This is a genomic window from Tenacibaculum profundi, assembly GCF_057162725.1.
In genome coordinates, this window is record NZ_CM169894.1 from 165561 (window position 1) to 190326 (window position 24766).

17 protein-coding genes are annotated in these 24766 nt (G+C 31.2%); 12 read left to right on the forward strand and 5 right to left on the reverse strand.

What is annotated here, in order from left to right; genetic code table 11:
* Positions 1–2 precede the first annotated feature (2 nt).
* From AC2GW8_RS00540 to AC2GW8_RS00580, 9 genes are all read left to right on the forward strand, one after another.
* Positions 3–4919, forward strand: a complete 4917-nt coding sequence (locus AC2GW8_RS00540; protein WP_440880850.1) for a T9SS type A sorting domain-containing protein — start codon at positions 3–5, stop codon at positions 4917–4919.
* On the forward strand, positions 4920–6272 hold the full coding sequence (locus AC2GW8_RS00545) for a PKD domain-containing protein (RefSeq protein ID WP_440880851.1): 1353 nt from the start codon (positions 4920–4922) through the stop codon (positions 6270–6272).
* A 46-nt stretch (positions 6273–6318) separates the two neighbouring features.
* Positions 6319–6792, forward strand: a complete 474-nt coding sequence (locus tag AC2GW8_RS00550; protein WP_440880852.1) for a four helix bundle protein — start codon at positions 6319–6321, stop codon at positions 6790–6792.
* A 155-nt stretch (positions 6793–6947) separates the two neighbouring features.
* Complete coding sequence (locus AC2GW8_RS00555) at positions 6948–10073, forward strand: fibronectin type III domain-containing protein (RefSeq protein ID WP_440880853.1); 3126 nt, start codon at positions 6948–6950, stop codon at positions 10071–10073.
* A gap of 161 nt (positions 10074–10234) precedes the next feature.
* Positions 10235–10588: a hypothetical protein gene (locus tag AC2GW8_RS00560; RefSeq protein WP_440880854.1), complete on the forward strand. Its 354-nt coding sequence runs from the start codon at positions 10235–10237 to the stop codon at positions 10586–10588.
* Positions 10581–11273, forward strand: a complete 693-nt coding sequence (locus AC2GW8_RS00565) for a hypothetical protein (RefSeq protein WP_440880855.1) — start codon at positions 10581–10583, stop codon at positions 11271–11273. The genes AC2GW8_RS00560 and AC2GW8_RS00565 overlap by 8 nt, the downstream gene beginning before the upstream one ends.
* Positions 11274–11275: 2 nt before the next feature.
* Positions 11276–11896, forward strand: coding sequence for a hypothetical protein (locus AC2GW8_RS00570; RefSeq protein ID WP_440880856.1), 621 nt, complete (start codon positions 11276–11278; stop codon positions 11894–11896).
* Between the two features lie 283 nt (positions 11897–12179).
* Positions 12180–13664, forward strand: a complete 1485-nt coding sequence (locus tag AC2GW8_RS00575; RefSeq protein WP_440880857.1) for a hypothetical protein — start codon at positions 12180–12182, stop codon at positions 13662–13664.
* 18 nt (positions 13665–13682) lie between these two features.
* The gene (locus tag AC2GW8_RS00580) at positions 13683–16100 is read left to right on the forward strand and encodes a TonB-dependent receptor (RefSeq protein WP_440880858.1); all 2418 of its coding nucleotides are present in this window, start codon (positions 13683–13685) and stop codon (positions 16098–16100) included.
* Between the two features lie 260 nt (positions 16101–16360).
* Here AC2GW8_RS00580 and AC2GW8_RS00585 read toward each other — a convergent pair whose 3' ends face one another.
* Positions 16361–16717 carry a hypothetical protein gene (locus tag AC2GW8_RS00585; protein ID WP_440880859.1) on the reverse strand — a complete coding sequence of 119 codons (357 nt, stop codon included), beginning with the start codon at positions 16715–16717 and terminating at the stop codon, positions 16361–16363.
* Positions 16718–17016: 299 nt separating this feature from the next.
* On the opposite strand from AC2GW8_RS00585, the gene AC2GW8_RS00590 reads away from it, so the two are divergent.
* The 3 genes from AC2GW8_RS00590 (at position 17017) to AC2GW8_RS00600 (ending at position 20521) form a co-directional block, all read left to right on the forward strand.
* Positions 17017–18141 carry an arabinan endo-1,5-alpha-L-arabinosidase gene (locus tag AC2GW8_RS00590; RefSeq protein WP_440880860.1) on the forward strand — a complete coding sequence of 375 codons (1125 nt, stop codon included), beginning with the start codon at positions 17017–17019 and terminating at the stop codon, positions 18139–18141.
* A gap of 262 nt (positions 18142–18403) precedes the next feature.
* A complete protein-coding gene (locus AC2GW8_RS00595; RefSeq protein ID WP_440880861.1) occupies positions 18404–19840 on the forward strand; it encodes an SLC13 family permease in 1437 nt (478 codons plus the stop codon).
* A 459-nt stretch (positions 19841–20299) separates the two neighbouring features.
* Positions 20300–20521 (forward strand): hypothetical protein, encoded by a 222-nt coding sequence (locus tag AC2GW8_RS00600; RefSeq protein WP_440880862.1) that lies wholly within the window; start codon positions 20300–20302, stop codon positions 20519–20521.
* Between the two features lie 387 nt (positions 20522–20908).
* Here the strand turns inward: AC2GW8_RS00600 and AC2GW8_RS00605 are convergent, their stop codons facing one another.
* From AC2GW8_RS00605 to AC2GW8_RS00620, 4 genes are all read right to left on the reverse strand, one after another.
* Positions 20909–23152 carry a nitric-oxide reductase large subunit gene (locus AC2GW8_RS00605; RefSeq protein ID WP_440880863.1) on the reverse strand — a complete coding sequence of 748 codons (2244 nt, stop codon included), beginning with the start codon at positions 23150–23152 and terminating at the stop codon, positions 20909–20911.
* Positions 23149–23739, reverse strand: a complete 591-nt coding sequence (locus AC2GW8_RS00610) for a hemerythrin domain-containing protein (RefSeq protein WP_440880864.1) — start codon at positions 23737–23739, stop codon at positions 23149–23151. The genes AC2GW8_RS00605 and AC2GW8_RS00610 overlap by 4 nt, the downstream gene beginning before the upstream one ends.
* Positions 23726–24169 carry a hypothetical protein gene (locus tag AC2GW8_RS00615; protein WP_440880865.1) on the reverse strand — a complete coding sequence of 148 codons (444 nt, stop codon included), beginning with the start codon at positions 24167–24169 and terminating at the stop codon, positions 23726–23728. Before AC2GW8_RS00615 ends, AC2GW8_RS00610 begins: the two co-directional genes overlap by 14 nt.
* Positions 24170–24266: 97 nt before the next feature.
* Complete coding sequence (locus tag AC2GW8_RS00620; RefSeq protein WP_440880866.1) at positions 24267–24725, reverse strand: RrF2 family transcriptional regulator; 459 nt, start codon at positions 24723–24725, stop codon at positions 24267–24269.
* Between the last annotated feature and the right edge of the window lie 41 nt (positions 24726–24766).

The following is a 24766-nucleotide window of genomic DNA, read 5'->3' on the forward strand; positions in this document are numbered from 1 at the left end:
ATATGAATTATCAAGGGAAAAATAAAAATACAATGAAGTATAAGTTTTTAGTAATAATGTTATTAATGATATCATGTAGCATTTTTTCTCAAACAGTAATAGTTGACGGGGATAATAATAAAATTATTGAATTAGAAATAAAAGGCCCCTCGGAAAAACTATCTGTTACCATTGTAAAAGCACAAGAAATAAAAGAGTATAATACCAATACAGGAATTATTGAGTTAAGTGTGGTGAAAGGAGGATGGGATACAGATTTAAATCCCTATACATATACCTGGTATAAAAACGATGTTCAAATGAGCCCGCAGCCTATTTTAGATCAGAATAATAAGATTAACGGGCTTTCGCATGGAGAATACCATGTGATAGCTAAAAGTAGAACCTGCCAAGCTACAAGTAATAAAATTAACTTAACCAATCCGCCAGAATTGAAAATTAGCACTTCTGTACATTTACCAATAGCTTGTTTTGAGGGAGAAGGACATATTAGAGCGTTAATAAAAGGAGGTTTTTCACCTAGTAGTGGAAATTACACAGTAAAACTTTATAAAAATGGTAACACTTCTATATTGCCTATTAAATATGTTAGTTATTCGAGTGCTACTAATCAAGTTGTTGATTTTGGACCCCTATTGGCTGGAAATTATAGAATAGAAGTTTCAGATAAATATATAAAAAAGAGTGCTACAGTAAATCTTGTAGAACCAACAAAACTATCGACACCAATAATTACTCCCAGTGATATTTCATGTAATGGAGGGAATGACGGAAAGATAAATGTGTCAATAACAGGAGGTATGATACCATATACTTTAATTCTTGATGGTATTGAACAATCAGTAAATTTCAATTCAACAAAAACAATAGCTAATTTAACTGCAAAAAATTATTCAGTACAAGTAAAAGATGCAAATGGATGTTTGTCGACTATTGTGCCAACCAAGCTTGAACAGCCTAGTGCCATAAAGGTTTCTAAGGTAAGCGATGGAAATCCAACTTTCGCAGGCGCAAGTGATGGATTTATTAATGTATCGGTTTTAGGTGGAACAGGAGCGTACTTTTATCAATGGTTTAAGAATAGTAGTTCTACTCCTTTTGCAACTACTCAGAATGTTTCAGGGCTAAAGGAAGGTTCGTATAAAGTAGTTGTAACTGATTCTAATAATTGTAATGAGGAGCTAGCAAATATTATATTGACAGATCCCGAACCACTTATCATTAAATTAAACAAGAGTGATGTTAAGTGTTTTGGAGAAGCATCAGGTACGATAACAGCCAATGTTGAAGGAGGGGCTAGCTCTACTTATCAATATGAATGGTTTAAAGTAGAAGGTACCAATACAACTTTTGGTACCAATACAGCTTCCGTTTTTAATTTAGGCATCGGAACTTACAAGGTTAAGGTTACAGTACTTTTAGCAGGAGTTCCTGTAGAGCAAAAAGAAAAAAGTATTGTTATCAACCAGCCAATACAGCCCCTTTCAATACAAGAAACAGTAGCCAATGTATTGTGTAAGGGAGGAGATACGGGAAGTATTGCATTAAATATTACAGGAGGAACCCCAGGGTATACCTACGAATGGTCTAATGGTGCAACAACGAAAGACATTGGAGGTTTAAGAGAGGGAAACTATACGGTTAAGATAACGGATAACAATCGCTGTTCCTTAGAAAAAACGATAACCATAGTGGAACCACTACAAGAGCTATCTGTTGGAATCGTAAATGCTCAAGATCCATTAGCATATGGTGGCACAGACGGAAGCATAAACATCAATGTTACAGGAGGTACTTTTCCTTATACATACGAATGGTTTAAAGATGGAGCAACAATTTCAATCGCATCAACCCCAAATTTAACGAATATAGGTAAAGGACGTTATGAAGTAAAAGTTAAAGATACAAATGGATGTTCAGAAACGTTGATTCATATTTTAGATGAACCAGAACAATTGGTGGCAGCTATTACTATTCCAAGCGATGGACGTTTATTTTGTTTTAACGATACTGATGGAAAAATGGAAGTAGCTGTTTCAGGAGGATTGCCTCCATATACCTATCATTGGTATGAAAAAGAAGCAGGAGGAGGAAAAATATTTATATCTGGCGCTACTGGAACAACATTGACAAATATTGCTGCAGGAGTTTACGGTATCGAGGTAACGGATAGAAATGGAAACGGTGTTAAAACGACCACTGAGTTAGAAATGATAAATCCGGCCTTGGTAGAAATTTCTTCTTCAAAAGTTACTAATGTGGCTTGTTTTGGAGATACAACTGGCGCAATAGAGGTAGCCTTAAGTGGAGGAAGTAGCTCGTATTTGTATCAATGGACTAAACAAGGGCAGGCTGATGTAATTGGTACAACTAATAAGCTCTCAAATATTCCTGTTGGAACCTACAAATTAAAAGTTACAGATAATTTAAATTGCCCTAATCCAGCAATTGAAAAAACATTTACGATTACGCAACCAGAAAAAATAGAAATAGAGAATGATACTCAGGTAAATTTATCAGGTTTTGAAACTAATAATGGAGAAATTAAAGTAGTAGCTGTAAAAGGAGGTGTTTTGCCCTACGCATATACGCTTAGATTAAAAAATAGTGTTGCTATCATTGGTACAACAAGCCATGTAACAGGATTGGCAGCAGCTACCTATGTAATGACTATTACAGATGCTAATAATTGTATCCTTCAAAAAGAATATACAATAACACAACCTGATAAATTAGAGGTAACATTAGCAATTGCAGATCCGATAGATTGTTTTGGTGGAAGAGGAACGATTAGGTCAAACGTTTCAGGAGGATTTTTAAAAATGAATGAAACCTACACATATCAATGGTTTGATTTGAACAACCCTACTACAGAAATAGGTAGTGCCTTTAAATTGACAAACTTTTCTGGAACCTATATGGTAAAAGTAACCGATTCTAATGGAAATACTGCACAAGCACAAATTTTATTACCTCAGAACAATCCACTCGCTATTAGCTATACTAAAACAGCGGTTAGTTGTTATAATGGAAATGATGCGAGTATTACACTTTCGGTAACTGGAGGAACCAATGCATACCGCTACGCGTGGAATAATGGAATGACGACTTCAACAATAACAGCATTAGCAGCAGGACGTTATACAGTGGTTGTGAAAGATGATAATAATTGTGAAATTTCAGCAACCATACTAATTTCTGAACCTAATGAATATAAGGCTACACCTACAGTATTTAACACACCAACAGGAGCAGGACTTAGTAATGGAAAAATAGCAGTTGATGTAATTGGAGGAACAGCGCCATATCAATTGGAATGGAGAGATGAGGATCTAAATCTTTTAGGAAATACGAATGCCATACAAAATCTTTCAGCAGGAAATTACACTTTAAAAGTAACAGATCAGCTTGGTTGCGAGCTTGTTGAGGTATATAATCTAGGAGAACCTGAACCTCTTACTGTCACTATTGAACAGAATGAAGAAATACAATGTAAAGGAAATAGTCAAGCATCCTTAAAAGCAGTGGCTAATGGAGGCGTCGGAGGAAATACCTATGTATGGTATTCCGCAAGTACCAATAACGTACTAGGCAACGGTCAGTTTATTTACAATTTACCATCAGGAAATTATTATGTAGTAGTTACCGATTTTAATAATAATGCAAGTAACAGCCAATCTTTTTTTGTTGCAGAACCTGAAATTTTAACGGCTACTCTTCAGTCCAATGCTACTGGATGTGGAATGAATAATGATTGGGAGATTACTCCCATAGTTAAAGGAGGAACACCGCCTTATTCGTACGCATGGAGTTCTGGAGAAACTAGCGCTGAACTGACGGATGCCTCATTAGGAACGTATTTTGTGTTAATAACAGATGCCAACGGATGTCAAACAACAGCAAGCATTACGTTAGAGAACAATTCTCCTCTCATAATTAACGAGACAATCACTGATATTAAATGCTACAATCAATGTAGTGGAGCAATCAATGTTGATATAGAAGGAGGAGAAGCACCTTTTACATTTCTTTGGAATAATGGAGCAACAACAAGTAGTATTGCTAATATATGCTCAGGAACCTATACTGTAACAGTGACCGATCAAAAGGGCTGTCAAATGAAAAAAGAATTTACGCTTGAAAACCCAGAAGAATTTGCTTTTGAACTAGTACCAAGCGAAGTTACCCTGTGTTCAGGAGAAAGCATTGAATACAATGTGGCACAAAGTAGCATTGCATCGTATAAATGGACATCTTCCAATGGGTTTAATAGTACTAGTAGCAATGTTATTTTAAGTGAGGAAGGCGTGTATACATTAACTGTAAAAACCAATGAAGGATGTGAGATATCGAAAAGTATTACTATAAACGCTTCCAATGCTATTATTGATGCACAGTTTATACTTACTTCTCAGGCATTTGTTGGGGAAGATATTGTTATTATAAACGTATCCAACCCGATCAGTGATACTATTTCTTGGCGTATACCTACCAACGTTAGTTTAGTTCAAGAGACAACGGAAGGTGTTGTATTGCGATTTCCAGCTCCAGGAAGCTATGAAGTCTCAATGATTTCTGAAGAAGGAAATTGTAGAAAAATGATAACTAAAGTGGTACAAGTTCACAAAGCAAGAACTATAGAAGATATTGGTGATATTGAAGGTCCATTAGTAAAAGAATTTAGCGTTTTTCCTAATCCGAATAAAGGAAACTTTAAGGTAACGATTACCTTAGAAAAAGAGGCTGAAATTTCTTTACGTCTTTTTAGTCTTTCTGCCAATACGATAATTGAAGATCAAATGTTATCTGGACAAAAAGAATATGAAGTTGATTATAATATTAATGTTCCTCCTGGAATATATATTATTCTTTTAGAATCGGCAAAAACAAGAAGAATTGCAAAAGTAATTATAGAATAAATGAAAAGAATAGTTATTTTATTGACATTGATAAGTGCTGTTTTTGCTTGTATTGATGAGGTAGCTTTACCAGTGAAAACAGCCTTTACTCATACCATTTTGAATAATGATTTAACGGCACCTGTAAGCGTTAAATTAGCCAATTCTACAACGGGAGCAGATACTTATAAATGGACATTTCAAGGAGGAAAACCCAATAATTCTAACCGCAAAAATCCGGGGGTAATAGTGTATGATGAACCAGGAGAATTTGTGATAAAACTTGAAGCATCTAATAGGGATGGAAGTGTTGACATACAAACGGACACTATAAGTATTAACCCAACAATTCATTTGGATTTTGACGTACAGGTTATAGAAAATAATTTTTCGCCTGTAGAAATTGCGATTACGAACAATACAACTGGAGCATTTTTCTTCGATTGGTTTTTTCAAGGAGGTTCTTTGCAAACTTCAAGAGAACAACATCCAAGTACGATTGTATTTACTACCCCTGGTGAGCATACAATACGATTAAGAGCAGGAAACGGATCGGAAGTACATACACTAGAGAAGACAGTTGAGGTATTTCCTTACTTAGAAGCTAATTTCGATTATTCTGTGGTTACGGAAGATGATGATTTTCAAATTCCAGTAAAAGTTAGTTTAACAAATCGAAGTATAAGCGCTACTCAGTTTAATTGGACCTTTGAAGGCGCTACAATTAATTCAAGTACCGACGAAAATATGGAAATTACGTTGGTAACACCAGGAACACATGCAATTAAACTGAAGGCTTCTAATAGCAAACAAGAAAAGGAAATTGTCAAAACGATTTCCGTTTATGAAAATACCAACATCAGAACATTTGAGAACTTAAAATTAGGGATAAATACGGCACATAATAACGGTAATATTGGTGCTTTCTTTTCGGCAGCGGATAGAAAAGTATATACTAAAAATGAAGTTACAGATGCAATCGGGTCTAAAATAGATATTGTATACTTCGGACTTAATGATAGTTTTACATTTAACAAGTTTGTAAGTCCAGATAAGGCACAGTCTACCGCTTTTTCTGTGATCCCCAATTCAGGAACTACCAAAATTATCAATTCTCAAGAACATTGTAATTGCCAAACTTCCATGTCGGTTTTAGAATTTGATACACTTAGGAATGATGTATTTTTTCAAAATACAACGATTCATGAAACAGCAGCAGGGCATCAAGAGTTTTCAGAGGTAGGTTTGCCAAGAATAGTATTATTTGAAACCGCAGATCAAAGAAAGGGCGCAATTAAAATTAAAGAGTTTGTAAAGCAAGGTGTCAATTCTTACATTGTAGTAGATATAAAAATTCAAAAAGAAGCTAAGTAATGTATTTTAAAGACGTAAAAGCATATAAAGAGTATTTGTTTTAGCCATGAATATATTTGAAAAAACAAAAAAATATCCAAAGGAAGAACGTTCTTTTTTAAGAAATCAAATGAGAAGAAGTTATAGAAAAATATGTCCAAATAGTGCAGAAGGCCACAGAAATTATTTATATGCAATACTATTTCTAAATAAAAATTTCGCATATAAACAGTTTCTTTTTACATCTTTCGTCGATAACATAAGAAACCGTAGCAATGTTATGCTTTATTTTTTTGCCTTGTTAAATGAAAAAATAATCCAGTTTAGTAGTACCAAATTTTCATTAACCGATAATATAAAATATATTCTTATGAAGTTGTCAGATGCCGATATGAAAAATAGCGAAACGCAAGTTTGGATCAATTTTTCTTTGGCTTGTGAATATATAGAGAATGAAACACATGGTATTTTGATGAAAGAGTCATTAGATGCAAGAAAATTGCTAGGATGTATGATTCAAAACCCTCAAAAAATTAAATAGTAATGAGAAAATTGTTAGAAATAGTACATTTATTTAATTGTTATTTTGTTCTGTATTTTGAAGGTTGTTTGAACAATTTAAAAAAGTTCAGCTTAGCAACTCATTGGCAACAAAAAACAAGTCTACTAAATAATAGAAAGATTAAAAATTGCTTTTTGAAAACCAGTTTGCTATTAACCATTCTGGTAACCTCCCTTCAAACCAATGCACAAACCTATCCAGTGCAAGTAACACCACAAATAGTACCTCCGTACAGCATTAAACTATCTGATTATGCAACCACAACAAGTGAAAAGCTATTTGTTAATCTGCTACTAACAGATATTAATGAAATAGGAAGGCGTGTTCGATTAAAAATGCAAATCAAAGGGCAAGGACTGACCATTATATCCAATGATTTAATTATAGGAGAAGCTCCTATATTTTTAGACGGAGGTGTTAATTTAAGGCTATCAAATCTTGACTTACAAGCTTATTTTCGTCAAAATAATCTAACAGGAATTACGCCACAACGATTCAATACGCCATTACCCAACGGACCTTACGAATTTTGTTTTGAGGTATATGATTATTTTACCAATAGAAAGATATCTAACAACGGATGTACTACTATTTATCTTATTCAAAATGATCCGCCCATTTTAAATTTACCTTTCAGAGATAATGTTGTTACGGCGATGAATCCACAGAATGTAATTTTTACCTGGACACCCCGCCATACAAACGCTCCAAACGTTCAGTATGAATTTACTTTAAAAGAGCTTTGGGACATACAAAACCCTCAAGCAAATTTTTTAGGTTCAGTACCTTTTTATCAAACTACCACACAAAGCACCACTTTATTAGTAGGTCCGGAAGCACCACAAATGCTTTCTGGTAAAATGTACGGTTGGCAAGTAAGAGCTTTTGTAAGTGATGGTGTTGAAGAAACCGCTGTATTTAAAAACGATGGAAAAAGTGAGATTTTTTGGTTTAGATATTTAGAAGATTGTACGTCGCCTTCATTCGTCATATCACAAGCCTTAAATTCGGAATCAGTTCGTGTTAACTGGCAACTATCAGATCATATAAAATACCAAATTCAATACCGAAAAAAGGGATTTGGAGAAGCAGATTGGTTTAGCACTGAGAGTTACACCAACGAGGGCACGATTTACAATTTAGAACCCAATACCATTTATGAATTTAGAGTGGGAGGAGAGTGCACACCGTTATCAGGATATGCATATTCAAACATTCAAGAATTTACGACACCGTCTAATGATGAAGCAGCGTATTACAACTGCGGATTCACCCCAGAGATAGACATTTCTAATACCGATCCATTACCAAGTTTAAAACCGAATGATACCTTTACAGCGGGTGATTTTCCTGTTGTAGTAAGAGAGGTTTCGGGAGGAAACGGTGTTTTTTCGGGTTGGGGCTATGTAACCTTGCCTTTTTTAGAAAACATTAAAGAGATTATTGATGCGGTAAATATTGCAACAGGTGATTTGATAGATGAGAATGATGATTTACAGGATGTTAATTTAGGTAAATACACTAGGATTAAAGTGTTTTTTGAAGGGATAGAAATAAATACAAGTAAGCAGCTTATTCAGGGAGTAGTTGTTACAGATTACGATCCAACATGGAGTGGTATAATTGATTTAGATGAGTCTTTTGATGAAGTTTTAGAACTTATTGATGATGTTTTTGGAGATGATCCATCAGATGATCCTTCTACTTCGGATAATTCAGACGCAACAGATAATGATACTCAAATTGAAGGTTCGGGCGAAAATCAAGAAGAAACACCGCCATCAGACACACCTGATACACCCGATACACCTGATACACCCGTTACTTCAGAAGATCCTCCTCCACCTGGAGGTGGAAATCCACCTCAAGATACCTCCGATGATCCTCCTCAAGAGGGATCTAATGATGATAATAACGAACTAGTCATAGAATATCAGAATAAAGATTATTCTGATAAGGACATCATTACTATTCCCTTTAATAGAAAATTAGAAAAGCAAAATTTTATTTTAAAAAATGTTAAAGAGGATTCAAGGATAGAATGGAGTTTTCATAAAAGTTTTAATGCAGTTTCCGCTGAAAAGTCTTTAGGTCAGGGAAAATCAAAAAAGATTGATGTGGTCAATGATATAAATGAAACAATTGTTTTGCAAGCTGAATATTGGGAGGAGAAATCGGATTACCCTAACGATAATTCAAAAAAAATAAGAATAAAATTAAATATACCACGTAAAAAGTTTAAGTTTGAGGGTTTACTTGCTAGACACAAGAAGTATAGATTGGCAAAATCAGGACAAGTTTTATATTTAGTCCAAAAACCTACGTTACCCGAAGATTTCCAAGAAGTTAATTTCGAAATAAAAACTTCGCCTAAAGTATATAAAAATCAAATCAGAAGAACTGATATTAAATGGAGTTTTGATGGTACAAATTCATTTGATAATTATGGAGAGAAAAAAATAAAACGAAATTTAAGAGCTAGAGAAGCAGAATATGAAACCAGTGTAACTACAGGGTATCAGAATCAAACAGAGAGAAGTGTTGATATAAAATGGATAAAAGAGGATAAACAAACTCACAAAGTAATCCCACCAGCTATACAGTCTCAAGTAGAAGATATATTTGAAAAAGTAAAAACAATAAAAAAAATTATTGATAGGTATACAAGTGACAGAATAAAGATAGAACCAAAAATCGAAATAAAAGGTACTCAGCGAAATAAAGAAGATAAAGAAACTAGATTTTATAAAACTATAAGAGACGGTAGTATTGAAGCTAAAGTTGATGTTAAGTATAAAGTAAAATTGCCTCCTCCTTATTCATGGGAACTAAAAATACCATTTAGTAACATTAATTTGGGGAAAATAGGAGCTTTTATAGATCTTAAAGCGAGTATAGGAATTTCTGGTGTCCTGACATACGAAAAGAGAAATGATAAAGATTACTTTAAGAAAACAAAAAACACAATACAAGCGAAAGGGAGTGGTGGCGCAGAGTTTGGAGTTAAAGCAGATATTTTATCGAATGTAGAAAATGTAACGATTGAGATTAAGGCTTATGGAAAAGCTACTCTAAACGTGGCAGGGAAATTAGTAATTAAGAGCAATGATGATATTGAATTTAAACCAACTATCTATTTTGATCCTTTAATTGGGGCTTTTAAAGGAAAAATTATGGCTGGAGGTATTACAGTTTTTGACCAAAGTCATGAATGGCAACTATTAGATAGATTTACTATATATCCTAAAAGAAATGATTAATGGAAAACAATTTTATATATAAAAAGACAAAAAGGAAATCATTAATTTTATTTCTATTTCTTTTTACAGGAACATTACCCGCTTTTTTGTTTTTGTACATGGGACTTTATTCATTAAATATTTTTAAAAATGCTGGCCTATATAAAATTGGGCTATTTTATATGAAAAAAATTGAATGTGGAGATGGTCATGGAACTGACGATTTTAATTGTTACGGGTATGGTACGATAAATGAAAATAAAGAAAAAGTCATGGTCAATTTAGGAAAAACTCCAGGGGTAAGTTCTTTCAGTAAGGAAAATTATGCGGATTTATCTTCTGATACCATAATGGTGTTTTATCGTCCAGATTTTAAGCAAACCATATTAAAAAAAGAAAATGAGCAAAAGTTGGATAAAAATAGGTATTTAAGAAAAGGGTTAATGGAACTAATTTATCCAATTTTAGTATATCCATTAATAGTATTTTATTTCAGAAAAACAAATAGAAAATTAAAGCAATTAGAGAATGAATAAATTATATTTTAATTTTTGTGTGGTCTTATTTATGATCCACTTTTTTTCCTTTGGGCAAGAGAAAAGTTTAGGTGCTAGAATTATTTTAAGTACGAATAACATTACTGAAACTAATTTTTACGTTTATAAACCGAGTTTTAAATCGAAACCTATATATAATAGTATTAATGAAGTTAAAAACTCTTATCCAGAAGAATTAATGAGTTCTATTTTAAGTGCTAATTCTCAGGAATGGGTAAATTATAATACGTTAGGAGGAGAAAAGAATGCCGATAAAAAAAGTGAATCTCATTTTAATAAAGTCAATAACTACAATAAAGATAAAACTTATTTTGAACTTCAAGCTAAATTAGAATTTAATTCTAATGGAAGTAAAATTGCTATTGTCAAATTTTATTTTCATCAACAAGATAAAGAGAAACCCGTGGCTGGTGCTTTAATAATGCAAAGGTCAGAAGAGGTATGGAAGGTTACATCAAAGCCTTATTTAACTCAGATTGCGATGGCTTTAATGGTTTTTAAACCAGACGTAATGGAAAGGTTATTGTCAAATAATCCCAAGAATGAGTTTGAAAAGGAATTACTAAAAAGTGTTTATAAAGATGGGTTTAGTTTTGAATTATTATTAAAACAAAATTTAACAAATGAGCAAAAAGAATATTTCACGAACCCTTTAAATTGGTAGAAATGTTAAAATACTTAATATTTATTCTATTCCCTATATGTTTGTTTTCACAGAATGTTGATTACTCAAAGTTCATAGGGAATAAAGTCAAAATTAATAAAGTTGGAGAATTGGATAAGCCTTATTTACTTTCTTACAAAATACTAAATAATGATAGAGACTCTATATTATATGATGTTATAGGTAAACAAGATTTAGAATCTAAATTAATACTTGATAAACAGAATATTTTTCTTAATAACATAGGTGAATCTAATAGTAATGGTATTAATTTAATTTTAAAGTTTTCTTTTTCTCATAATGAAGGTTTAATTTCTTTTATAAAATACAAAGAAATTTTAGATGGAATTAAATCTAGGCCTAAAATTCAAGGATATATAAGAAGGGGAGATACTTGGTTGAAATTGGAGAATGAAAAATTTGAAAATGTTATATATGTTATAAAGAATTTAAAAATTATTTCTTTTTGGGAATTTTACAGTAAAGAAAATAATGAAAACTTTCCGAAAATAAATAAACTAAAACCATTAGTAAAAGATTCAAATGGAGTATTAAACATAGATAAACTTGCAAAGGTTATTAAGGATAACAAAAGTTTATTATTTGAATATTTGGACAATTGAGTTGCTAAGAAAGAGAGAATACATAATAATCCGATAGCGCGGATTTGCAATCCGTGCCGATAACGAGTAAGCAATACCAATAAAGTTATTGTAAAACTGTTAGATAATTTGGTTAAATAGTATAACAGAACAAGAAGTAAGAATGTCAACAAAATATAAAGTAACCGACATAACACAAGCTTATTTTATAACAATTACAACAGTAGGTTGGGTAGATAAATAGTAGTTATGTAGCTTATGAAGAAGATAATAAAGAAGTGTCTAATGTTAATATAGCTCCACTATGGTAGATATAAATTATAAAAATAAAATAGGCACTCGTTGCAAAAGAGTACTAGAAGGGTTTAAAAAAATGAATTTTTTTGGAGGTAAATATATAATTTTTAGTAATGATTTTAATTTATTGAATTGTATAAGCAAGATGCCTGTATTAACTGTGAATGATAAAATGAAATTAGTCGTACATGTAGTTTTATTTCTATATAGTTTTGTTACTTTTAGCCAACACACTTATTTATTACAGTATGAAGCTACATTTACTACATCATCCTCACAACCTACTTGGCATAATACAATTTATTATGTCAATAATGGTGTAGATAAAGAAATATATGATGTTACTTCAATAGAAAAAGAAGCTTCAGTAAATATATTTTATATTTTTACAACAAATAATCCTATAACAAGCTTAAAGGCTAAATCAGTATCAGTCTCTGGAACCTTAACTTCATGTACATCGATTGCTTCTCTCAGTCCAATACAAACATTTGATAGATGCTCTTCAAATTCGAGTTTTATTATGAAAGCCGTAAATGGAAACCGGTGTAATAATGCGTTGATCACAAAATTTAAATTGATTGAAATAGAGGATTTTAAGGTTGTGAATAATTTTAACACGGTAAATAATGATATAAAGTCTTGTGAAACTAAAAGCCTAATTATGCCAACCAATTGTAATTATGCCTTAGAGTATAATATACCAAATAATTTAGATTGGGAGGAACTTTTAACATATGGGAATAATGCAAGTATAGTTAACATATCACAAGATGATTTTTTGGGATTACAAGAAGGTGAAAATCTTCAATTAAGAGTTCGATATTCTTCATTAAAGGGTGAAATTGATATCAATGCATATTCAAGTACACTAACCTATAAATTGGTAGGTTGCTCCCCCCAACTCCAAGGACCAGTTGTACCTCAAAAAACCTCCTGTAGTTATAAAAACGATGGTTCCTTCACCCTAAATTTTGATAGAGATTTAAATTCAGGAGAACAGTTAGCAATAACCCTGTTTCAGAAGAATACTATTAATGGAGCGTTTGATATTATACCAGCGGGAGGGCAAATTTTAGATATTTCAACATTGAGTAATAAAAGTTATACTTGGCCAAATAATTTAACAGCTGGGCAATATAAACTAAAATACCAATCACATACCGGAAGTTTATCGGGAGACGATCCTTCATGGACAGGAAATAGCTTGGAAACGGTAGATTTAACTATTGGAAATGCTGCTCCTGTTAATTTTTCTATTACTAGCAGCGCTACTGAAAGTTGTTTTGATAGTAATGATGGCTATATAGAACTACAAGGGAGTAGAGAGTCTGATAGGTCTTTGTTTTATCAATATTCAACCAATGGAGGAATTAGTTATAGCAATTGGCTTCCATTTTTAAATACGAACACCACGAGAATAAGTGGTTTGGGAAAAGGTAATTATAGAATAAAAGTAAGAGATAGTCAAAATTGCATGGCAAAAAAATAAGAAAAAGAGATTAAAAATATGTATAAGAAATATAGGATGATGAGGTGTTTGTTGATTAAAAAAATTACTATTATCTGTTGTGGATTTCAATTTGGTGGACAGTTGATGGCACAACAAATTGATTTTGGAAACATTGGAAGGGGAAAACCCTTTAAGGTAAGTGGTACAGTAGCTGCTAATACAGTTTATTATAACTCAAACCAAAACAGTGCTAGAGCGCCGTTTACTTATTTTTTGCAAGGTAGCTTAAACTTTAATATATATGAGTTTTCTGTTCCTGTGACATACAGTTATTCTAACCAAGGTGGAGATCTAGAATACCAACTACCTTTCAATTTTAACCGACTAAGTTTACATCCTAAGTACAAATGGATTCAGGCGCACATAGGTGACGTAACCATGAGTTTTTCTCCATATACATTAGCAGGGCATCAATTTACAGGAGGAGGAATAGAGTTAACCCCTAAAGGAGGTTTTAGTTTCTCTGCAATGTATGGAAGACTTTTAAAAGCTACTGAGGATAACGATGATAATAGAACACAGCCTGCCTTTAAAAGAATGGGGTATGGTGCAAAAGTGGGCTATCAAAAAGAGAAATACTATGCTGAAATTATAGGGTTTTATGCTAAAGATGAATTAAACTCAATCAATAGAGTGCCAGATGAAAAAAGAGTTTTACCAAAAGAAAACTTGGTGTTGAGCATAGGAGGAGGCGTAACAGTAATGGATGGGTTACAGTTTAAAGGTGAGTTTGCTTCTACAGCAATTACACAAGATTTAAGAGCAGAGGAAGTCAATACCAGTAAAGGAATAGCAGGAGTATTATTTAATAATCGAGCTTCAACAGAGTTTTACAAAGCATTTAGAACAGAAATGGAATATACTTTTTCTAAGTATAAATTTGGAGTGGGTTATGAACGGATTGATCCTGGTTATCAAACTTTAGGAGGCTATTTCTTTAATAATGATTTTGAAAACATAACTTTAAACGGAGCGACCTCTATTTTTAAAAATAAAATAAACCTTTCTTTTAATATAGGTTATCAGAGAGATGATTTGGAGAACCAAAAGCAAACGAATACTAGCAGAACTGTAGGGAGTGTTAATGCGACGTATGCTATGAATAAAAAAGTTAATATTTCAGGGAGTTACTCTAACTTTACAACATTTACAAACAATAGGCTAGATCAATTTGATAATATCAACGATGATAATTTATTAGATAATCAAGATGAATTGTTTAATTACAAGCAATTATCCCAAAATGCTAATATAAATGTTGCCTACATTATAGAAAACACAAAAAAAAGAAGGCAAAATTTAAATACGAATTATTCTTTGGCAACGGTAGCAAATGAAGAAAATGGTGTCGTAAGGGTAGGAAATGGGTCTACGTTTCATAATTTTAATACTTCTTATACTCTAGGGTTACCGAAGAAAAAGATAAATATAACATCAGCTATTAATACAACTTATAACACCATTGGCAGGGAAGATGCTTTCACATGGGGGCCTACTTTTGCAGTAAACAAGCGCTTTTTAAAAGATCAAGTAAATACCACAATAAGCACATCGTATAATCAGAGTAAAAATAAAACCAGCAACACAAGTGCGGCAAATATTCGAGCAAATGCGAATTATGTTTATAAGAAAAAGCATAATTTTAATTTAAGTGCTATTCAGCTTTTTAGAAATAGCCGTCAAAGAAATACACAAGATTTAACCATAACTTTTGGGTATAATTATGCCTTTGACCTGTCTGCTAAAAAACGTGTGAGTGATCAGAGTAGTAAAGGAACAAAAACCTTTGGTTTTAAGTATAAAACACACGTATTTAAGGGAGAGCCAAATGAAATTACACCAGAAGTTTTAGCTGTTGCAAACGATGCTAAATTTGAAGAAATTAATAAAGTAACTGAGATTTCTGAGACGTTAAGTCAACTTAAACAGGAAGTACAAAATGCTGAATTAAAATCAAAATCGAAATATAGAAAGCAAGCTGTAAAATATTTAGATTACTTGTATGAAAATCAGGATTACATAGATACTTATTACAACTTGGCTTTTAATGGTCTTAAAAAATTATACAATGAAGCAAAAAAAATAGAATGGCTCGTTGAAAAAAGATATGATAGAGCAAGAAGTGTTTATAATAATAGTCATAGAAAAGAAAGTAAAAAAATGAAGCAATTTCTTTCAAAAAGAAAAAGCGCCTATAAAGCAAATAAATTTATGTTAGCAAAATTGGAAAATTTTAAAAAAATAGATTTGTATGCCTCAGAAGGGATGCTTTACGATTTTAAACATACTCATCTAAATACAATTCTAGGAATGTTAAAAGAGGGTAAAACAAAAACGGAAGTAGCTATATATTTAGAGATAGCATTTGCCAAATTCTATCATAAACTTAGTGATACGTATGAAGTACAGAAGTGATGAATAAAAATTATCGAAAATGTTTACAGAAAAACTGCGCATCAACAATTAACAGAATTAAGTAATAGTTAGTATAGAATGGTTAATACGCAGATAATAAAACTAAATGATACTCAAAGTTAAATAAATTATTAAATAAAAGGACATTTTTATTCATTTATTTTTGATAATTATTGAGGACATTGTTTATTTTATTGGAGTAGGTAAATTATTGATAAATAATTTTTTGTTTCGCGCTTTTTTACCTTAATAAACGTTTTTTAGTTGATTATCTGATCGTTTTGGATAATTTTAAAACAACGTTCTTCACCTAAAAATTTGGGATCACCAAATTCTTCTGACCAAAAGCCATCCAAAATAGTTGCCGTAAGACATTTATAAAAGACAACCCCTTTATAAACAAGCGAATCTTCTCCCTGATACCAAAAATTGATAACTAAAACAGCATTCTTAAAAAAACCATTACCGAACTGAAGTTGATTTCCAATAATCCATTTTGCATTAATTCTTTTGTTCTCATCCAAAGATAAGTTTAGAGTACCCTTGTAACTACTTTGCTCAATATTTTGGTTTTTACCAATGATTGAATAATCACCCACCAAATTTTCTAGTTGCATCATATAGCAGGTAAAAATAAAGTAAATTTTATTTTGAAGGTCTATTTTGTACAATTTAATGTTGAAACTATTTAAAAGAAAAGAACGTTTTGCTGGATGAACTTTTAAAGTAAAAATAAATTATTAGAATTTATGAGAAATAATTTGTAAAAAAGTTTTTTTTATGTTTAATCTATTTTTTTAACAAAAAATGCAAAAATTATTTTATTTTTTAATATAAAAATATGATATATTCGCCTCGGTTTGAGTTTATTAGAGTGATATTGTATCTCAGACCCAATTAACTAAAATTTGAAATTATGAACTTGATTTTCGAAAATGATCGACTTTTCAAAAGAAATAGGCAATGTACCTTATCCTTCTTAGTAAAAAATGCACTGTTATTATTAGTTGTCCTAAATTACGCGTGTAAAATAGAAACGTTACCAGATAATTGTAACATATCTGTAAATATTGTAGAAGACAATAAAGATGTCCACAATATTCATGACCCTACTATCATAAAGGAAGGCGATACGTATTATTTGTATTCTTCAAGTAAATATTGCACGTTCTACACCTCAAAAGATATGAAAGATTGGAAAAAATCAGGTACTGTTTTTAAGAATAAATATCCTACTTGGCTAACAGACCACTTACCCAATGCAGATCATATCGGAGCACCAGATATTAAGTATTACAATGGTAACTATGTTTTGTTTTATCAATCACATATGGGAGGAACTTGTAATTCAGTAATAGGTTTTGCTACTAATAAAACATTAGATCCACAATCACCAAATTATAAATGGATTGATCATGGTCCTGTTATTAAATCAAAACAAATAGGTCCTTATGGAATTATAAATTGCGGCGATGGTAGGTCTACATACAATGCTATTGATCCACATTTATTTATAGACAATGATAATACGCCGTGGCTATCATTCGGTTCTACTTGGGGAGGAATTAAGCTAGTTAAATTACAAGCACTTTCTCTAAAGGAAGGATTTCTTAAAATACCACAAAAAGAACCTTACAATTATATGACATTGGCGAAGAGAAATATTGTGTCTGAGGCAGATCCAGTAGTAGAGGCTTCTTACATAGTATATAGGTCAGGATATTATTACCTATTTATGTCTCACAATAAATGTTGTCCAGGGGAAACTTCTAAATATAAAATAATGGTAGGTCGCTCTGCTCGTATTGAAGGACCTTATGTTGATAAAAGCGGTGGTCAGTTGCTATTTGGAGAGGGAAGCTTAGTTATTGATAGGGATGGAAAATATATTGGAACAGGGCATGCGGATGTTTTTTATGAAAACAACTCTCATTATCTTGTACATCATGCATATGATTCAGAAAATAATTATGTTCCTGTACTAAATATACGAAAACTAAAATGGGATAGTGAAGGATGGCCAACCATATGTATTCAATAGATAGAAAACGGATTAATTAACTTTAAATAGTTATAAGGGGCATGAGAAATCATGCTCTTTTGTAGTTTATGTAATTACATAGCAGCTCTATTTTTACAGTAAAAGATTCATAATTCGGAATTATTACGCCTTAAAATTTTGATGTTTTCAATGAAATAGGTTGAAAATAAAACTTTTGGTCAAATAGTTTGAAACTTAAAAAGCTTTTCTCATTTTTGCCGCGAAAAAAAAGATATTTAAAATAAACAAAGCTTTATAAATTATGAGTTATTCTAGGGTAAAAAGGTTTGGACTGATTGCAGGACCGTTACTTTTTGTTATCATTAATAATTTAAATATCGAGTTTATTTCAGAAAAGGCAGATGCTGTAATTTCTGTAGCAACTTGGATGATTACATGGTGGGTAACCGAAGCGGTCTCCATTTCAGTAACAGCCTTATTACCGTTAGTTTTATTTCCCTTGCTCAAGGTGATGAGTATAAATGATGTAGGTGCGAATTATGGAAGCCCTATAGTATTTTTATTTTTTGGAGGCTTTGTGTTGGCACTAGCATTGGAAAAAGTGAATCTTCATAAAAGAATTGCGTTAAACATTATTAGGTTAACCGGAACCTCACCAAATAAAGTTGTATTGGGTTTTATGATTGCTACAGGGTTATTAAGCATGTGGATTAGTAATACAGCTAGCACAGTAGTAATGCTTCCAATAGCATTATCTGTAATTCATCTTTTAATAAATGATAATGATGGATTTACAAAAAAAGATCAAAATTTTGCACTATCCGTAATGTTAGGAATCGCTTTTTCTGCAAATGCAGGAGGAATAGCAACAGTGATTGGAACACCTCCAAATTCAGTACTTATAGGACTATTAGAAAATGAATTTCATACGGAAATATCGTTTATCAAATGGATGGCTTTTGGCCTACCGTTTTCTATAATTATGATTTTAGCAGTATACATTACATTAGTTAAAATTATGTATCCAAGTAAAGGGCTTACTTTTAGAACTTCAGAAAATATTATTCTTGATGAAATAGATAAACTTGGTAAATTAACTAAAAAAGAAAAGCATGTTTTAGTTGTTTTCTCTATAACAGTTTTTTTGTGGATTTTTAGAGGTTTGATAAATAGGTTTTTACCTTCTTTAGGACTGACAGATACCATAATAAGTATTATGGCGGCTCTCACTATATTTGTAATTCCTCATAATGTAAAAAAGGGAGAGTTTATTGTTGAATGGAAAGATACAGAAAAGCTTTCTTGGGGTATACTTATATTGTTTGGAGGAGGATTGGCTTTGGCTAAAGGAATGTCAAGTAGTGGTATTGTTGGTTTAATTTCAATGACAATTTCTTCTTACAATATAGGAATAGTTTTTACGGCTTTTGTTCTGATTACGCTAATGTTATTCATGACAGAATTAATGAGTAATGTCGCGTTGGTAGCGGTATTGGCTCCTGTGATAGCGGGAATTGCAATAGGTTTAGATATTCCTTTAATTCATCTTCTAATTCCAGTTACTATGGCAAGTAGTTGTGCTTTTATGCTACCAATGGCAACACCTCCAAATGCTATTGTATTTGCAAGTGGTTATATAAAGGTAAAAGACATGATGAAAGCAGGTGTGGTTTTAAATTGCATCGCTATATTTTTGTTAATGCTACTTTTTATATTTGTTATTCCGTTGTTATTCTAACAAGAAAGACAATTTAAGGCAAATTAAAAGAGTCTTTCAAAAATAATTTATTTTTGAAAAGTATTTTCATTATAATCAAATACACATTTTTTTCAAATTAAAAATATGAACTTAAGGTAATAAGGTAACTTTACAAACATATAAATGAATATAAGTCATTTTATTACGTTTTCTTAGAATGAAATAACTTTGAGTGTGTTTGATATAACATTATTATCAGTATCATTTTTAAATATTTAAAGAATTAAATTGTAGCTTTTTGCTTTTTAATAAACTAACAATATTAAATTAAGTATTTCATTATCAGTATTTACTATATCTCTTAGCTTAGGAATTACAATTAACACTTAAAGAAATTACATAATTATAAACTATAATAGCATAAATAAATATAATTTTAAACATTATGAAAAAAAGTTTTGTTTAACTATATTTACACATAGTTAAACAATAATAGTTATGGATATAGTTAATGAAGCTTTAGCTTTTGAACAATCAAAAATGAAAAATATGTCAACAAGTGACAGGGTTGTAGCTTCAAGAGAAGCAAAACGATTAGTATTAGCACTCAACGAAATCTACAAGAAAACTAAAGATGCCAATTTAATGGATATAATGAAACGACTTACTACCAAAAAGAAAAGAATTGAATCAAGATTAAAAGGAAGACCTTTAATTTAGATATTAATTTTAACAGTAATACCTTCAGTTGAAATAGTTGACTGAAAAGAGGTCATATTTACAGGGAATTTGGCCTCTTTTGTTTATTTTTATGGAAATTTAATTATTGTTGTTCAAGAACAAATAATTACAGTTTAAATCAAAATTATTCAATAAAATTTCTGATTATCGATATTATAAAAATATCTTGAATATCAAGACAATTATATACAAATTATTTTTAAGTGTATCTATTTGTGAATTATAAGTTTCTAAGCTATTGCCAATTATCAATCCTTAAACGTTTTTGTAAGTAATAACTATTTACTTGTTTAATTTAAAAATATTACCAACTAAATTCTTAACTAAAAGATGCTTACCTCTAAACAAGTAAGCATCTTCTTATGTTTATTTATTTATAACAGTATTGAGTTTCGTTTTTGATTTAATAAGGGAAATAGTTTCTCCAATAACAAACCAGCAGAAATATCCTATCCCAACAGAAAAAACGAGATCACCTATTATCCGCATCCATTTTATAGTTTGTACGGCAGGATCATATAATAGTTCAGCGCTTCTAGCGTATGAATATCCTTTAGTAATTGATGTGTATGCTTGAATAACACCTAGAGGAAGAAGACTAAGAAGAACCATGAGCATAAGTCCTAAGTTAAGAAGCCAAAAAGCATTCTTTAAAAGTTTTTCATTCCATGTTTTTTTAGAATATATTCTAAGACATATGATAATGAATCCCATTCCTAGCATTCCATATACACCAAACAAAGCAGTATGGGCATGTACAGAGGTTGTGTTTAACCCTTGTATGTAATACAGTGCAATTGGGGGATTTATTAGAAAACCAAACACTCCGGCTCCAATCATATTCCAGAATGCCACAGCAATGAAAAAAAAGATAGGCCATTTATAGCGTTGTATCCATTTATTTTTGTTTAATAAATTCCAATTTTCTCTAATTTCAAAGCCCATTAATGTGAGAGGTACAACTTCTAAAGCACTAAATGTAGCACCAAGAGCTATAGCTTGTACGGGAGTTCCCGAGTAATACAAATGATGTAAAGTACCTATAATGCCACCAGCTAAGAAAATAGTCGCTGAAGCAATAGATGTTTTACCAGCCGTTTTCATTGAAATAATTTTCATTCTTGAAAATAAGTAGGCAATTGTAACAGTGGCAAAAACCTCAAAGAAACCTTCAACCCATAAATGAACTAGCCACCATCTCCAATAGTTGATAACAGGTAAGCTACTATTTTCACCATACATTAATCCTGAAAAGAAAAACATTCCTATAGCAATAACAGCAATGAGTAGTATGATAAGTAGATTTTTAGAGTCATCTTTTTTCTTAATAGCAAATAAAATATGTCTTCCCACCATAAACATCCATAATATCAAACCTATAGCTAAAAATATTTGCCAAAACCTACCAAGATCCATGTACTCATATCCCTGATGACCGAAAAAGAAGTTTGTAGATAATTCTAGAAATTGATGTACACCCAACCATTCTCCAAGCATAGAGCCTAATACAATTATTAAAGCAGCAACAAATAAGAAATTAATACCAAATATTTGATACTTCATTTCTTTTCCACTAATCATTGGGGCTAAGAATAATCCTGTTGCCAACCATGTAACAGCAATCCAAAAAACAGCTAATTGAGTGTGCCATGTACGGGTTATTGAATAGGGTAAGTATTGAGATAATTCAAATCCAAAAAAAGCTTGTCCTTCTACGGTATAATGAACAGTCAGTATTCCTAAAACTACTTGTAGACCAATTAAAAGAGAAACTACAAAAAAATATTTTAAAACAGCTTTTTGTGAATAAAACAAAGACATTTCAAGAAGAGGATCGTTGCTCGGACTTGTAACGGCATCACCTTTTTCATGATTTCTGATGTAATAATAAGTGAGAATACCTATAAATAAAAGTAAAAGTACTACAGAAAAACCAGACCAAATTTGCGAGTCAGGAGTTATTGTGTTGTTAATTAGAGGTTCATGAGGCCAGTTAGATGTATAAGTATAATCTTTGTTAGGTCTATTAGTACTAGCTGCCCAAGAGGTCCAAAATAAAAAAGCATTTAATTGTTTTAATTTTTCGCTATTTGTTAATGCGCCTTTTTGAATGGCATATTTTTCATGTCCATTTAAAAATATAGCGCTGTAATAATCGATGTTATTTTTTATAGCTTCCAGCCGATCTTTAGAAATAGTAATGGTCTTAGAGACCTTATTATAAGTATTGGTTCTTATTTCTTTAACTAACCTAGCTTTTAGAGCTCCTTTTTCTTCTACATCTAAAGTGTTAAAACCTGAATTATAGTCTTTCAAAGACCAATGGTTAAGTAGAAATTCAGCCTCTCTATGAATCCAGTCAGCGGACCAATCTGGAGCTACATAGCTTCCATGTCCCCATATAGATCCAACTTCCATACCACCAATAGATTCCCACACATTTTGGCCAATTTGTATATCTGATTTGTTATAAAAAATTTCATTAGTTTCTTTTATTACCACTTTCTCTGGAATGGGAGGTTGGGTTTGATATATTTCTGTACCAACCCAAATAAGTGCAGCGAAAGAACTCACTACAACAAGTATAAATATGCTCCAAACTTTTTTCATTTTCTTAATTTTTTTTCTAGTAAAATTGCTTTTTTGAATAAAATATTATTTTCTATATGCATATGCTTATGCAAATCATCTTCAAATTCTTTAAGTAATAAAAAGGTAATTTTATGCTTAGTACAGGCATCATTTGGAGGTTGATAATTATTTGATAGTTCAGCAATTCTTCTAAATCGAGTCTCTTCATTTTCATGGTCTAAATGCATGCTGTCAATTGGATTACTAATTGAACCAAAAGGAGGTTCTTTAAACGTCTCATTATTTTTATATGCTTTTGCAATTTTTTTAATGAAAGGAAATAAAATGAGTTCCTCTTTTTTCATATGTATGGTCAAATCACCAAGAGCTTTTTTGAAAATAGTTGTTATTTCATGTAGCTCAGGATATTTATGTCCCTTTATATCACATAGTTTTTCTAAAAGACTAATTATTTCAGGTCCTTTTTTTTCTATATATAAGTGATGATTTTGATATACATAATCACTCAAATGGTCAAGGTTCCAATCAGGAGAATCATTGCCGAAATAGAAAGTATCTCCGATACGTGTTATTTCAGATGCTAATTTTTTGTTATTTATATTCATGTTTAATTAATATTTGTATTGCTATAATTATTAATGCTATAGTTTTAAGTATTTCAAGAAAAATATATATAAAGTGTTCATAATTATTGCTTACAGGCATAGCAGCAATAATTAATTGAGCTCTTTGATCTAGTCTTGGTAATAAGTAAATACTTTGATATGTAAGTATGGTAAAGGGAATTATTAGTTTTTTTAAGTATATTTTTACTGGTGATTTTTCACGAAAAAACAATACTATAAGAATTATTATAGAGATAATAATTTCAACTTTATTTAATGCGTTGAATATTGTACTACCAATTGCTAGACCAATTTTTTTTGTGACTCCCACTACAGTAAATTTTAACCAGGCTTCCATAAAACTTATAGCTCCAATAAATCCTACCCAAATAAAAAGTAAGGCTATAATAATAATTCGTTTTATTTTCATTAAGTTCATTTTTATATCGGATATTTTTATCCTTTATGTTTTTATAAAGGATGTTTTTGTCTTTTATTATGTAAAATTTTTTTAAAACTTTTCAACGCTATCTTTTTAGTTGAATAGCTTTGCTTTTACCTGTATTTGATTTAATTAAGTCGTAAATAGATGTACTTTGAAGCATGGATTTTAAATCACTTCTTATATTAATAAATTTATCATGCATCGGGCAGGGGCTGTTTGCATTACACTCCTTTAAACCTAAGCCACATCTCGTATATATATGATTTCCATCTATAACCTTTACTATTTCACTTAGATTAGTAGACTTTGTTTTGTCTTCATCTATTAAAAATCCACCGTAAGGACCTTTAATAGATTGCACTATATTATTTTTAGTGAGTTTCTGAAGTATTTTACCAGTAAAAGCTACGGGTGAATCAGTTGCTTCTGCTATCTCTTTAACACTCGTCTTGTTACCTAGAGAAGTCTGCTTTGCAATATAAATAATTGCTCTTAAACCATATTCACAAGACTTTGAAAACATAAAAATAATTTGAAACAAAGATACTATATTTTAATAACGGATAAAAATATCTTTTATAA

Bases quoted from the DNA above. Each gene is read 5' to 3' on its own strand.
- AC2GW8_RS00595 (WP_440880861.1), top strand. From the start codon at position 18,404: ATGAGTTATTCTAGGGTAAAAAGGTTTGGACTGATTGCAGGACCGTTA.
- AC2GW8_RS00570 (WP_440880856.1), top strand. From the start codon at position 11,276: ATGTTAAAATACTTAATATTTATTCTATTCCCTATATGTTTGTTTTCA.
- AC2GW8_RS00580 (WP_440880858.1), top strand. From the start codon at position 13,683: ATGTATAAGAAATATAGGATGATGAGGTGTTTGTTGATTAAAAAAATT.
- AC2GW8_RS00575 (WP_440880857.1), top strand. From the start codon at position 12,180: ATGGTAGATATAAATTATAAAAATAAAATAGGCACTCGTTGCAAAAGA.
- AC2GW8_RS00545 (WP_440880851.1), top strand. From the start codon at position 4,920: ATGAAAAGAATAGTTATTTTATTGACATTGATAAGTGCTGTTTTTGCT.
- AC2GW8_RS00565 (WP_440880855.1), top strand. From the start codon at position 10,581: ATGAATAAATTATATTTTAATTTTTGTGTGGTCTTATTTATGATCCAC.
- AC2GW8_RS00590 (WP_440880860.1), top strand. From the start codon at position 17,017: ATGAACTTGATTTTCGAAAATGATCGACTTTTCAAAAGAAATAGGCAA.
- AC2GW8_RS00600 (WP_440880862.1), top strand. From the start codon at position 20,300: ATGGATATAGTTAATGAAGCTTTAGCTTTTGAACAATCAAAAATGAAA.
- AC2GW8_RS00605 (WP_440880863.1), bottom strand. From the start codon at position 23,152: ATGAAAAAAGTTTGGAGCATATTTATACTTGTTGTAGTGAGTTCTTTC.
- AC2GW8_RS00560 (WP_440880854.1), top strand. From the start codon at position 10,235: ATGAAAAAAATTGAATGTGGAGATGGTCATGGAACTGACGATTTTAAT.
- AC2GW8_RS00550 (WP_440880852.1), top strand. From the start codon at position 6,319: ATGAATATATTTGAAAAAACAAAAAAATATCCAAAGGAAGAACGTTCT.
- AC2GW8_RS00610 (WP_440880864.1), bottom strand. From the start codon at position 23,739: ATGAATATAAATAACAAAAAATTAGCATCTGAAATAACACGTATCGGA.
- AC2GW8_RS00585 (WP_440880859.1), bottom strand. From the start codon at position 16,717: ATGCAACTAGAAAATTTGGTGGGTGATTATTCAATCATTGGTAAAAAC.
- AC2GW8_RS00540 (WP_440880850.1), top strand. From the start codon at position 3: ATGAATTATCAAGGGAAAAATAAAAATACAATGAAGTATAAGTTTTTA.
- AC2GW8_RS00615 (WP_440880865.1), bottom strand. From the start codon at position 24,169: ATGAAAATAAAACGAATTATTATTATAGCCTTACTTTTTATTTGGGTA.